Below are 12,406 nucleotides of genomic sequence, written 5' to 3' on the forward strand. Positions count from 1 at the left end.
GCGCGTCCGACTCTCGCGGACAAGCTGGCCGCGCCGCGCGGGGAGGTCGCGGAGCTGCTTGCCGAGCAGGCGCGCCTGCGCACGGGACTCGAGGAGACCCGCAAGGCGGTCCAGTCCCATACCGGGGCGATCGAGACCCGCGCTCCGAAGCACGAGGCGGTGGCCCAAATCGTCTCGGAGAAGACTTCGGCGGCCTCGCTTTCGGACCAGGAGGCGGCCCATGCCGCGCGACGCATCGGCGACATCGATCGCGAGATCTCGCCGGCACTCGCCGCGGTCAAGGTGACGCCCGAGAAGCTCGATGCGGATGCCGCCGCAGTGCGCGGCAAGCTGCATAGCATCGTCCAGTGGTGGACCACTCAGGTCTCGCGCCGCGACACGGCCGAAGCCACGCGCCGCGAGCTCGCGCCGAAGATCGCCTCGGCGAGCTCGGCGTTCACGTCGGCACAGTCGAACCTCGATACCGCCCTGCGCGCGGAGAAAGACCGTGCAGACGCGCTGGGCAAGCTGCGCGCCAAGCGGGCGGAGATGCTCGGTGGCGAGGAAACCGAGGCTCACCGGACTCGGCACAACGAGGCCCGCCTGAAGGCGTCCGAGGAGAAGGAGAGCCTTGCGGCGGCCCTGTCCGAGGCCCGCAGCCTGAAATCCGGCGTCGATGCCCGCCTCAAGGCGGCGCGCGATGCGCTGGTGCCGGCGCGAAAAGAACAGGCGGAGGCCGGAAGCGATCTCGATGCCAAGCTCGCGCAGGTCGGGCTGGGCCGCGAGGAGCTGGGCGTTCTGCTCGGCAAGGGCGGGGCGGAGGCGTCCCGCCTGCGGGACACGCTCAAGTTGATCGACGAGGCGCTGACGGGCGCGATCTCCACGCTGGCCGCCCGCCAGGATGACCTGAAGGAGCGCCTCGACAAGGGTCTGCCCGATGAGACCGAGCCTGACCTGCGCGCCGCCAAGGCTACTCGCGAGGAGGCCCGCGACGAGATGCGCGAGCGGACCGGCGCTAACGCACAAGCACTCAAGGCCGATGACGCGCTGCGCGAGCACCTCAAGGGGCTCGACGCCGAGATCCGGACGGCGAAGGAGACCTGTGACACCTGGCGCGCGGTCAACGAGGCCGTGGGCTCGAAGCAGGGCGGGAAGTTCGCCCAGATCGCCCAGGCCGTGACGCTCTCGCTCCTCGTGGAGCGCGCCAACCTGCACCTCGCGGACCTCAAGCCGCGCTACCGGCTCATGCAAGGCGGCGAGGACCTGGCGCTGCACATCGTCGACGGGGATATGGGCGACGAGGTTCGCTCCACGCGCTCCCTCTCGGGCGGCGAGCGGTTCCTCGTCTCGCTCTCGCTGGCGCTGGCCCTGTCGCAGATGGGCGGTCAGGGCGGCCTCGCAGCGACGCTCTTCATCGACGAAGGGTTCGGATCTCTCGACGCCGAGGACCTCGACATCGCCATTGACGCCCTCGAGACGCTCCAGGCGCAGGGCCGCACCATCGGGGTGATCTCCCACGTGGAGGCGATGAAGGATCGCATCCCGGTCCAGGTGCGCGTCACGCGCCGCGGCGCGGGCGCCAGCACGATCGAGCTTGCGGGGGCCGATTTCTGAGGGATTTTCGGCGAGAGAGCTTTGCCAGCTTGGGCCCAGCAATTTCGGGGAAAGCCCGTCGCCCAAGAAGAAGAATGGATCGGCAGGCTTCCTAAAGCAAAGGTGAGCTTGACCGGTCCGGAGCCAAATCCACGGGGTGCAAATGACCGCTTCGACGACGCCGCGTTTCAGCGAAGTAATGTTGACAGATGTCTTGTTTGGGCCGATCACACTCCCTATTACGCAGCAGCCGCATCGTTCAATGCTTTCACAATAGAGATGATTTCGCTTGCTTGGCTTTTGTCGAACACTCCAGCGATGCCCATGTCGTCGAAATCTGTGAACGGGCTTTCGTAGAAACTGCGAGGATCGACGAGGCCGCTTTCGGCCAAGCTGTTGATGATGAGATCCAGAAACTCCAGTTGATCCGAGTTCAAGGGTTGGCGCGATGCGAATGCGCTGAAGGCTTGCTTTGCTGCGGTGCGGTCGAGACCGGTGAGGGATCTTAGAAAGCGCCCCAAGCCACCCTCGTCGATAAGTCCGGCAAGCGCCTTGGCATCCGCCACATTCTGCTCCAGCAGGATGCGCTCGAGTTCTGCCAAATCCATACCCGTCAACGGCTCACCACGGCGGAGCTTTGACAATGTGATGTGGTCGCGATGATCGTCGACGAAACGACGCACCTTCATTTTGAACCGCGCCTTATCCACACCAGACCCGATATCGGGCATCGCAACGGCATCACCGGAGCCAATCTCATCTTCGAAATCGGTGATGACGATTTTGCGCTCTTTCGGTTCGATCAACTCGACGAGATTGCGCAGACGGCGGCGCACGGTTTCAAGAATTTCGACAGTGATGTCTTCCCAGAACCCATCGGTCTGAAGCTCCAAGATTAGCTCCAACTCGCGCGCCACGAGGGGCACATTGGACAGCCCCTCAAGTGCCGAGGCGAATTGAATGATCCGGCTTTGAAGCCGTGCGAACCCGCTTTCTTGTTTGAGAAGCTGCAGTTGGGCATTCAGGATAAGCAAGTCGAACTGCTTGGCGGGAAGGGAGCCATCCTCAAGCGCGGTGGGAAGCCCGGCCACATCCTCGGTCAGGGCGAGCCGGGCCTCAAGATCAAGCGTCTGCCAAGCCTCTTCTTTCTGAAACCGCTCAACGCTGCGCCGTTTTGCACGCACGATGAAGTTCTCGATGGGCATCCCCAAAACCTCATCGCGCAGGCGATTTTTGGTCGACACGATCAAATCATCATGGGGCTCTGCGGCGTCTTGCAAGGCATCAATCAACTCGACACGGGTTACGAACAGACGCTCGGAAATGGGCCGAGAGCCGGCAGCATCAGACGTGTTCGGGTTTTCCTTGAAGAACTCGAGGTTTTGGCAGAAGTCGAAAATCATGAACTCCTGCTTGTCCTCGCCGGGGCCAAAGATGTCTGGGCACAGTCGCGTGCCGCGTCCAATCATCTGCCAGAATTTGGTTTTCGAACGCACGATCTTGAAGAAGACCAGGTTCACAACCTCTGGCACGTCGATTCCGGTGTCGAGCATATCAACAGACACCGCGATATGCGGGGTTTTCTGGCTTTCGGAAAAGTCATCGATAAGCGACTGCGCGTAGGAAACGCTGTAGTCGATCAGCTTGGCGAACTCGCCCTTATAGTGCGGGTAGTTTGCGTTGAACCTCTCAACGATAAACTGGGCGTGCTTGCTGTTCTTGGCAAAGATGATCGTCTTGCCGAGCCGATCCCCTCCAGCCACCTTGATCCCGTTGCGCATCAGGTGTTCAAGCACCTTGTCGACAGTGTCCTCATTGAACAGCCATTTGTTCAGATCACTGCTGTCGACACGGTCGCGAACGCTGCCATCTTCGTCCCACTCAATCGCGTCCCACGCCTCTTTTTCTTCATCGGGAAGCTGATCGTAGACAATCCCATCGCGCTGGAATTTCAAGGGCACCGATATTGTTGTGGGCGGCACGAGATAGCCGTCAGCGACGGCATCATCAAGGTCGTAAGAATCCGTGGGGACGCCCTTTTCCAGCCCGAAGAGCGAATAGGTGTCCTTGTCGATTTCATTGCGCGGCGTGGCCGTCAGCCCGACCAAGAGGCTGTCGAAATAGTCGAAAATCGCGCGGTATTTCCGATAGACCGAGCGGTGGGCCTCGTCGATCACCACCAAATCGAAATGGCCCGGCCCGAATTGCTTTTCGTCGCCATTCATCTGCTCGATCAGCCCCATCATCGTCGGGTATGTCGATAGGCAAACGCGTGCGCTTGCATGGTCGTTTTTCTTGGCGTCGTGTCGCTCAAGCAGGTTGGCGCTTGGCGTGGCGCGCAGATGGGTTTTGAACGCGTTATGGGCCTGTTTGACCAAGGCGATCCGATCGGCGAGGAACAGAACGCGCTTTACCCGGTTGGCGCGCATCAGCTGATCGATCAGCGCAATCACGGTGCGGGTTTTGCCGCTGCCGGTTGCCATCACTAACAGCGCTTTGCGCTGCGCGTGCTTCTCAAACGCTTCGCCCACGCGACGGATGGCACGCTGCTGATAGTAGCGCCCCGCGATCGCATCATCCAAGGGCACATCGCCAAGCCGTTTCAAACTGCTGCGCCGTTGCAGCAACAACTCCAATTCGTCTTTCTTGAGAAACCCGGATACGCGGCGGGGCGGGTAGGCCTGATCGTCCCAGATCCAATGCTCATAGCCGTTGGTCGTGAAGATGATGGGGCGGCGGCCATAAACTTGTTCCAGGCAATCGGCATAGAGTTTAGCCTGATGCTGCCCGGTGCGACTGTCCTTTTTGGTGCGCTTGGCCTCGATCAACGCGAGGGGTTTGCCACCATCGCCCCACAGCACATAATCGACAAACCCTTCACCGCTTTGATTTGGCATCCCGCTGACGGGGAATTCGCGATCGCGCGGTTGATCCAGCGGCCAGCCCGCCTCAGCCAACAACAAATCGATAAAGGCATCGCGGGTTGCGGCTTCGTCATAATCATGCGCATCGGGCACGGCCTGATTGGCTTTGCGCGCAGCGGCGACCTCGGCGCGTCGGCGGGTCAGTTCCGCCTCAAGCGCGGCGCGGCCCGCCTCCGAGCTTTTGCGCGCCTCTTCGGCCGCCTCGGCGCGCTGGGTGGCGGCCTTGAAATCCTCGCTTTGTTTCTGAACCTGGGCAACCGTGCTGGCCGAGATGGTCAGGGATTGTTCCAACTTGGCGATATCGAAGGACAGGGTCGGATCGGGCTTGGTGCCCGTCGCATAGGTTCGCGCGATCCAGTAGCAGACATGAAACAACTCGCGCACCGTTGCAGCAGCGTCCTGCGGACTCAGGGGCTTGCCACTGTCATGCGCGGCGCGGTTACCCTGATCCTTGATATAGCGCGCCTTGGTGATAATGGCGGGGCCCGTCAATTCGGCCAGTGAGGGTTCCACGATCAGCGCGGCCAGCGTGCGCTCGTAAGGAGAGCGCAGGGCGGGATCGCGGCGATACAGCCATTTCAGCGCGGTTTCCAGCGTCAGCCGTGACCAGAAACAGGACCCCCTCGGGTCAGACAGGGCCAGCTTTTCCGCCTTTTCAGCATGCCGGTGTAGATCAGGAAAATCGGCAGCGAGAAAAGCGAATTGGGTCATAAGACATTTCCTGAGACTGAAAATTGGTCAAATAAACTTTGGTCGTCTTTGATTGGCGAGGCAAGGATGGTCGATATTGCAAGTTCATGCTGCACCAATTCGCCCCTCGCTTTCAATCATTGCGCGGAGGTATGAACCGCCGGTGTGAAGCCGTTCCTGAAAACTTCGACCATAGGGCGCGGCGTTAGAACCGAGACGCGCCCGCAGGTTTTGGCATGTCGCTCTTGGTAGCCATCGAACCCCCACAGCCAATGCCGCCCTTGCCAGATCAACACGAAATCGTCGCCGTCCCGAAATATCGTGCCCTCGGGCAAGCTCTCGACCTCTGCGTCAAAAACCACTTTTTGCCGTTTGCGGTCTATGCGGGCAGCGTGGAGCGCCTTGTCGATTGTCTGGGGGAGCGGTCGGCCCGGCTCGGGCTCGCCATGCGTCTGGCGCCATGCTTGGGTGAATTCCCGGTATCTCTCTAGCCGGCATTCCGCGCAGGGGCGGTGACCTGCGGCGAAGGCCGTGGCTTCATCAAGGAAAAACAGCTCTGTGTATTTTCCCTCACCCATAATCGAGCGCTGTCGGCCTTTGAAGCTGAGCGCGCATGTCACCCAGTTCTGATGCCCGTGCGTGCGAAAGATCGTCTTGGTGTCATCATGCAGGATACCGCGATTTCCCATCAGCGTGCCCTTTGCAGGGACTGCATGAAAAGTGCCGGCAGGATCAACTCTGTTCTGATAGGTCATGATATAATCGCTATAGTTTTGGGAATTCAGTGCGGAAGGTCTCTTTGGCGATGTAACATCGGGCTGGGGAGCGAGCGTTGACGCCGCGCGCATCGTCTCAAAGCTCCCCGCGAAAGGCGCGGTGTTGGAGGGCGGCGAAGAGGGCTTTCGATGCGGAGATACCGGCTCTCAATATTTGCATCTCGTTTTCTACTTTTTCTATCCGGCGACTAAATTCCAACTGATTGTCCACTGCTGGCCAATCGACGTATAGAGGGTGCAAATTATTTCTATTTAGGCTCGGATTAGCGGCGCTTGCCTCATAGTCACTTAGCGAAAATTGTTTGAAGAAATAGTATATAAAAAGAGGGATATTTTTGTTGAACTCTTTCACGAAGAGTGTGGTGTCGTGCGGCCAAAAATCCTGCTTAGAAAAGTGAACTTTCCCCACAGATCCCTTTCGCCCTAAGATCACTCCCGGACCCAATGCGCCGACTGTATCGTGATAATATGAAATGCCTCCAGAAGAGATCACTGGAACCTCTCCTTCGCGCACATCCTTTTTTACAATATCATAGCCACGTTGCAGCTTTATTTGATCTCCCAATTTGCAGCGTAACCATTCAGGGCCGTCGTTCTGAGAACTGATCGATGCCTTCTCTTTGCTGCCTTTGATGCTCCCAAACATCTCATGAAAGATCGCCTGTCCGAGGGTGTTGAGTGTGTCCAGTGCGCGGGTGCGCAGGCGGCGGAGCGCGTCCGCCTGATCCAAAACCTGCGCAATCCGCTTCTGCTCCTCCAGCGGCGGGAGGGGGATTTTGAGTTCCTTGAGGTTTTGTATTGGAAAGTTGTCGGCCGTCGTTGCCCGAACCCATTTGAGAATGTTTGGCTCTGCGGCTTTCACCAAATGGGCCAAGTATTCGGGATGGACTTGCGCTGAGCAGATTAAAGCTTTCATGTCTTGGTTGATGGCGACCGGTCGTCGAGTGATGCCAACGGGAAGTGTGTGCTTTAGAATTCCGGAACGATTGACTAACAGGATTGTGTTTTCGGGGATCAAATTGGTCGAACTGTTTGTGACTGCTTCAGGCGTAATTTTATCGATGGCATCAAATATTTCCCAAACCTTCATATCCTTCGGGGTGACCCAAGGAATATCTCCGTTATAGAATTCGGGCTTACTCTTCGATGGTGTCCCGCCGCCTTTGATTTCGACGACGTTCCCAAGGGCAACCATGTTAATCCCAACATCCCCTCCAACCGATCCAGCCCTTCGGCAATCTCGCTTTCCAGCGCGCGCAGCTCTGCGATGATCTCGGCGGGGGATTGGTGGGTGACCTCCTCGTGTTCGATCTCTTTATAGCGGTTCAGCGAAAGATCCCATGATCCGGTGGCGATGATCTCAGCCGCGGGCACCATAAAGCTTTGCGCGGTGCGGGGGCGCTCGGCCTCGCCCTCCAGCGCCTGCCAGCGGGTCAGAATGTCGGGCAGGTTGTTCTTGGCGTGCTCGTCCTCGCTCAGCGCCACCTCGGGCACGGGGCCAAGTTTGGCCTCCTCCAGCAGCGGCGTGCGCTTGTCATCAAGGCTCTGCCCGTCAGCCGTCATGTCGTAAAACCACACGTTATCGGTGCCGCCCACGCCGGTCTTGGTAAACACCACGATGGCGCAGGACACACCGGCATAGGGGCGAAACACGCCCGAGGGCAGCTTGATGATCGCGTCAAGCTTGTGATCCTCGACCAGCATCCGGCGGATGTCTTTATGCGCCTTGGAGGAGCCGAACAGCACCCCATCCGGCACAACCACCGCCGCACGCCCCCCGGTGCGCATCAGGCGCAGGAACAGCGCCATGAACAGCAGCTCGGTCTTTTTGGTTTTGACGATTTTCAGCAGATCCTTGGACGTGGTGTCATAATCCAGCGATCCGGCAAAAGGCGGGTTGGCGAGGATCAGAGAATAGCGACCCTCGTCGCCGCCGTGTTCCTCGGCGAGGCTGTCGCGATACGAGATATCGGGGTTTTCCACGCCGTGCAGCGTCATGTTCATCGCGCCGATCCGCAACATGGTGCTGTCAAAGTCAAAGCCGTGGAACATCGCATTGTGGAAATGGTCGCGCTGGTCGGGGTTGCGCAGCATGCCGGGGTGATGGTCGCGCAGGTATTCCCCCGCCGCCACGAGGAAGCCGCAGGTGCCGACCGCCGGGTCACAAATTGTGTCCTGCGGGGTTGGCGCCATCAGGTTGACCATCAGCTTGATGATGTGGCGCGGGGTGCGGAACTGGCCGTTCTGCCCGGCGCTGGCGATTTTGCCGAGCATGTATTCAAACACGTCGCCCTTGGTGTCGCGGTCCTCCATCGGAATGTCGTCAAGCATCTGCACAACCTTGGCCAAGAGGTTGGGGTTGGAAAAGCCCAGCCGCGCGTCTTTCATATGGGTGCCGTAGGACGATCCTTCTTCACCCAACTGGCGCAGGAAGGGAAAGACGTGCTCGTCTACGATGCGCATCATCTCGCGCGCTTCAAAGTTCTTGAAGCGGGACCAGCGCAGGTTGTCGTAGGCCTCACCCTTGTCATCCGCGCCTGCGGGGAAGATGCGGCGTTCCATCGGGGTGCCCAGCATCTCGGCCTTGCTTTCCTCGCGGGTGTGGATCTCGTCGAGGCGTTTGATGAACAGCAGGAAGGTGAGTTGTTCGATCACGGAGAGCGGGTTGGAGACCCCGCCGGACCAGAAAGCATTCCAAATTTGGTCGATCTGCGTGCGAATGGTGCCTGTCAGCATGTTGGCCTGCCTAAAATGATTTTTCGGCCCGAAGATATGGCTCGGCGGGGAGCGTGGCAATCCGTCATTCCATGGTAGCGATATGCACCCTCGACAGCGCTTGCCATGGATGTCCCAATGAAGGGCGCGACTGCGTTTATTTTACGGCAGCAGTTCGGTAGGAATTGGAGATTACTTGGCATTCAAGTCAGCATTAAGCTGTTCATGTCAGCATTTTTAGAAGGGGCTTTCTTATGGCAATTTTTGACTGGCTTACAGGCGGTTCGCGAAAGCAGTCGCAATTACCGCGTGCCGAGGTCGATCAGCGGAAAGCGCAGGTATCTGACCATGCCGCGCCGACTGATCGCCCCGCTTTTTCGCACGCGCCCCGCGTGCCGGTGGGCGACTTTCGCTTCATCGCGCTTGATGTGGAAACCGCCTGCAGCGATGCCGCCAGCATTTGTCAAATCGGCATTGCTTGCGTGCAGCCTGACAACCAGATCCAGACCTTTTCGTTGCTGGTTAATCCCGCCACCCGTTTTGACGCGTTCAATATCCAGCTTCACGGTATCGGCCCCGCGCATGTCGCGGACGCTCCTCGCTTCCCCGATGCTTTGAATGCGCTATTGCCGCTGTTGGCCCGTCATCAGCTCATCCAGCACAGCAACTTTGACAAGCAAGCTATCAACGCCGCCTGCAGTTTTTGCGGCATCGAAACGCCCGATCTGCGCTGGAGTGACAGCGTCAAGATTGCGCGGCGGGCCTGGCCCGAATTGAAGGGGAACGGAGGCCACGGCCTTGCAAACCTTAAGCGGGTATTGGACTTGCAGTTTCACCATCACGACGCAGGCGAAGACGCGCGAGCGGCCGCGATGGTGGTGCTTCATGCCGAAGCGCGACTGGCCATGCCATTTGGCGAGCTGGTTCTACCAGCTCCGAAATCCCGCTTTCCGAAGAAACCGACCCCATCGGCCAATCCCAACGGGCCGCTGGTGGGTGCAATCGCGGTGTTTACCGGAAATCTTGGCATGTCGCGGGACGAGGCCGCAAATCTTGCGGCGCGCGCGGGAATGGATGTGAAAGCGGGCGTGACGAAACAGACCACACACCTGATTGTCGGCGATCAGGATCTGAGCTTGCTCGCAGGGCACTCGAAAAGCAGCAAGCACCGCAAGGCGGAGGCGATGCGCGATGCGGGCCATCCGATCCGAATTTTGGGTGAGAGTGAGTTCAAAGATATTCTTTCGGGTGCTGGCGTTCTGTAAAGGCCCGTGACTTTCGTATGCGTTTGTCGGCGATGTGAGGTGCCCCTACGAGACCAGCGCCAACAAGCGATGCTGAACTAGAGTAGGATTGCGTTGAGAAAGGGCGACGGAACGCACGATACTGCGAACAAGATCGTCACTAACCATCGCGCGGCTCCTTTGCTTTGCGCGCCTTCGCCGGATAACCAATCGAAACATTGCGCAACTTGGTCGTTCCGATCTGAAACTCTGTTGCCAGATGGGTGTGCCCGAAGAGCCATTGATCGGGCTGGAAGCGCTTGATCAGATCGCTGAGATCTGAGGCATAGGCTTGCGGCACCGGGCCGCCCGGAGACAGCGCGAAAGGATGGGGCGCATGATGGGTCACGACGACGGTCTCACCTGCAAACGGTTCTGACAACCGCGCCCCCAGCCATGCGACATGCTCACGATGCAGCGCAACCGTGTCGAGCGGGCGCGCTTTGCGAAAGCCCGCGTGCGCAACCCGGATATAGCGGTAATCGTTCATGATCCGCGCAGCCTCGGCAGCATTCTCTTCCAACGTTCCAGTGCCCATGCGCATATCCGTCCAAAGCGTGCAGCACAGATAGCGCGTGGTGCCATGAATGATCACAGATTTCTGCGCATACTTGGCGCCAGCTGTCAGGGCGATCTCGGCAAGCCGGTCATCGCCATCCAGCCGAAAGTCGTAATAGTCGTGATTGCCAGGAAACACATGGACGCGATCCAGCGGGATGCGTTCACCGATTAGCGCAAACGCTTGCTTCCAACGCACCCGGGGTTTGTTTGTCAGATCGCCCGCAATGATCAGCAATTCGACACCGTCGAAATCAATCTGATCGAGCGGATTGAGGCCCGCCTGATGCCAGAGGTCGAGATGTAGGTCAGCTAGGATTAGCGTGTTGGTCATAAGACGGTCTCTGACATTCAATGGGCTCTCGGGCTATTCTCGTGCGCGGAAAGGCTATCGATCAGCTTGATCACTGCGCGCAGGTCAAGGCGATGGGAGGAGCCATCAAGCCTCTCGGCCAAGGTTGCAATCGCATCCTCCGATAGGCCCCGCGCTGCGCCCTCCCGGCGTGCGAAGTGCGCCAGATCCGCGCCTGAGAGCGACGGGATATCAATGACCCGGCAGCGGCTGAGCAGCGGGGCGGGCACGTTGCGGCGATTGTTCGAGGTCAGGATCCAGTTGATCCAGCGCATGTCAAACGTGACCCGGAAGTAGGGACAGCTCCACGCCTGCGCGCTGAGCGGCTCGAGCAAGGGCAGAAGCGCATTGGTCAGTGCAAAGCTTATGCCCTTATTCGAGCGCACGTCGCCGACCTTGTCGATCTCATCGATCACCATCACCGGATTGCCCACGTGTTCGCGCAGGATCAGCTCGACCAAACGCCCCGGCTGCGCGGACGACTAACCTCGCTGGCTGCCAGCGACCGCGAAACCGGCGGGCTCGTTTGCGGCGTCGATCAGTTCCGACGGCGTGCCGATCAACTCCGCCAGACGCCGCGCCCAGTAGCTTTTACCAACACCCGGCGGCCCGTCGAGCAGCATCGGCGGCAAGCGCAGAGCGGGCGCGCCGCTGCGCACGCTCTCGCGCATCGCGTGCCAAGCCAGAGTGGTCGCCTGCGCCATCCAGGGCATCTCATCGTGTAGCGTCGCCGCAATCTCGTCGGCGCGATGCGCGCTTGGCAGCTGAACCACCCGCACACCGTCGCTGAGCCCGCGCAGCTTCTCTCGCGCGTCCTTGTCCAGATGCGCCCCCCCCGATGCCCGGATACGCCGATCCGCGAGCGCTTTTGCCCGGCGACAGATCTTCTCGCCATCGTGCCGACTGGGACTACAAGCGAGTAACTCCTCGCTCCAGCGATCCGCCTCGCGCGCGGCTTCGAGATCCGCCGGATCAAACCCGCGCGCCTTCCAGCGCAGCTCGCGCAGGAAGGCGATGAGCTGCTGCTCAATCTTCTGCGGTGAGGTCTCGAGATCGAAGCGCAGAGCAACAATGCGGAGAGGGACGGACATGGCAGGCTCCTTCTGGACAGGCGGCATGCGCCGCCAATGCGCCCTCACGAACGGAGGTTCGTGAGGCGATGAGATAAGGAACCCGGGTTTTGTTGGAGATAGGTCAGCTTTGGATGCGCGCGTCAACCGTTCCAACTTGTTGGAAAACCCACCAAGAATCGCGAAATCCGGTCCTAGCCTAACATACTGAAATAAAAGAAAACCACCGAAGGCCAAACCTTCGGTGGTCACTTTATGCTTCCGATAATGGACAAAAACCTACCGGAATGGACATTTTATGCTGCGTCCTATACTGACTTCTCCTCCCTAAATCACCCTTCACCCGCATTTGCTATGCCCGCAATCGGCGCAAGTCATGCAGCCTTCGACCATGCGCATCGCGTAGCTGCCGCAGGAGGGGCAGGCTTTGCCGCGCGGGGCTTCTCCGACGATCATCTTCTCAGCC

Annotated in this window: 9 protein-coding genes; 2 read left to right on the forward strand and 7 right to left on the reverse strand. The window is 59.4% G+C overall.

What is annotated here, in order from left to right:
* Positions 1 to 1,593, forward strand: a 1,593-nt coding sequence (locus QZ571_RS17490) for an SbcC/MukB-like Walker B domain-containing protein (RefSeq protein WP_295537344.1), incomplete at its 5' end; no start/stop codon positions are given.
* Positions 1,594 to 1,811: 218 nt separating this feature from the next.
* On the opposite strand, the gene QZ571_RS17495 is transcribed toward QZ571_RS17490, so the two are convergent.
* The 4 genes from QZ571_RS17495 to QZ571_RS17510 all read right to left on the reverse strand — a co-directional run bounded on the left by QZ571_RS17495 (position 1,812) and on the right by QZ571_RS17510 (position 8,698).
* Positions 1,812 to 5,207 carry a DEAD/DEAH box helicase family protein gene (locus QZ571_RS17495; protein WP_295537345.1) on the reverse strand — a complete coding sequence of 1,132 codons (3,396 nt, stop codon included), beginning with the start codon at positions 5,205 to 5,207 and terminating at the stop codon, positions 1,812 to 1,814.
* A 116-nt stretch (positions 5,208 to 5,323) separates the two neighbouring features.
* Complete coding sequence (locus QZ571_RS17500; protein ID WP_295537347.1) at positions 5,324 to 5,875, reverse strand: hypothetical protein; 552 nt, start codon at positions 5,873 to 5,875, stop codon at positions 5,324 to 5,326.
* A 163-nt stretch (positions 5,876 to 6,038) separates the two neighbouring features.
* Complete coding sequence (locus QZ571_RS17505) at positions 6,039 to 7,157, reverse strand: restriction endonuclease subunit S (protein WP_295537349.1); 1,119 nt, start codon at positions 7,155 to 7,157, stop codon at positions 6,039 to 6,041.
* Positions 7,049 to 8,698, reverse strand: coding sequence for a class I SAM-dependent DNA methyltransferase (locus QZ571_RS17510; RefSeq protein ID WP_295537351.1), 1,650 nt, complete (start codon positions 8,696 to 8,698; stop codon positions 7,049 to 7,051). The genes QZ571_RS17505 and QZ571_RS17510 overlap by 109 nt, the downstream gene beginning before the upstream one ends.
* A gap of 233 nt (positions 8,699 to 8,931) precedes the next feature.
* On the opposite strand from QZ571_RS17510, the gene QZ571_RS17515 reads away from it, so the two are divergent.
* Positions 8,932 to 9,942, forward strand: a complete 1,011-nt coding sequence (locus tag QZ571_RS17515; RefSeq protein ID WP_295537352.1) for an exonuclease domain-containing protein — start codon at positions 8,932 to 8,934, stop codon at positions 9,940 to 9,942.
* 139 nt (positions 9,943 to 10,081) lie between these two features.
* On the opposite strand, the gene QZ571_RS17520 is transcribed toward QZ571_RS17515, so the two are convergent.
* Genes QZ571_RS17520 through QZ571_RS17530 form a run of 3 tightly spaced genes read right to left on the reverse strand, consistent with a single transcriptional unit; the run spans position 10,082 to position 11,961 of the window.
* Positions 10,082 to 10,852 carry a metallophosphoesterase gene (locus tag QZ571_RS17520; protein WP_295537355.1) on the reverse strand — a complete coding sequence of 257 codons (771 nt, stop codon included), beginning with the start codon at positions 10,850 to 10,852 and terminating at the stop codon, positions 10,082 to 10,084.
* Between the two features lie 17 nt (positions 10,853 to 10,869).
* Positions 10,870 to 11,331 (reverse strand): AAA family ATPase, encoded by a 462-nt coding sequence (locus tag QZ571_RS17525; RefSeq protein ID WP_295537357.1) that lies wholly within the window; start codon positions 11,329 to 11,331, stop codon positions 10,870 to 10,872.
* A gap of 21 nt (positions 11,332 to 11,352) precedes the next feature.
* Positions 11,353 to 11,961 (reverse strand): hypothetical protein, encoded by a 609-nt coding sequence (locus QZ571_RS17530; protein WP_295537359.1) that lies wholly within the window; start codon positions 11,959 to 11,961, stop codon positions 11,353 to 11,355.
* Between the last annotated feature and the right edge of the window lie 445 nt (positions 11,962 to 12,406).

The sequence above is a fragment of the uncultured Thioclava sp. genome, assembly GCF_913064665.1.
Classification (GTDB): domain Bacteria; phylum Pseudomonadota; class Alphaproteobacteria; order Rhodobacterales; family Rhodobacteraceae; genus Thioclava; species Thioclava arctica.

Coding starts and splice junctions, on each gene's coding strand:
- QZ571_RS17495 (WP_295537345.1), bottom strand. CDS start 5,207: ATGACCCAATTCGCTTTTCTCGCTGCCGATTTTCCTGATCTACACCGG.
- QZ571_RS17500 (WP_295537347.1), bottom strand. CDS start 5,875: ATGGGAAATCGCGGTATCCTGCATGATGACACCAAGACGATCTTTCGC.
- QZ571_RS17505 (WP_295537349.1), bottom strand. CDS start 7,157: ATGGTTGCCCTTGGGAACGTCGTCGAAATCAAAGGCGGCGGGACACCA.
- QZ571_RS17510 (WP_295537351.1), bottom strand. CDS start 8,698: ATGCTGACAGGCACCATTCGCACGCAGATCGACCAAATTTGGAATGCT.
- QZ571_RS17515 (WP_295537352.1), top strand. CDS start 8,932: ATGGCAATTTTTGACTGGCTTACAGGCGGTTCGCGAAAGCAGTCGCAA.
- QZ571_RS17520 (WP_295537355.1), bottom strand. CDS start 10,852: ATGACCAACACGCTAATCCTAGCTGACCTACATCTCGACCTCTGGCAT.
- QZ571_RS17530 (WP_295537359.1), bottom strand. CDS start 11,961: ATGTCCGTCCCTCTCCGCATTGTTGCTCTGCGCTTCGATCTCGAGACC.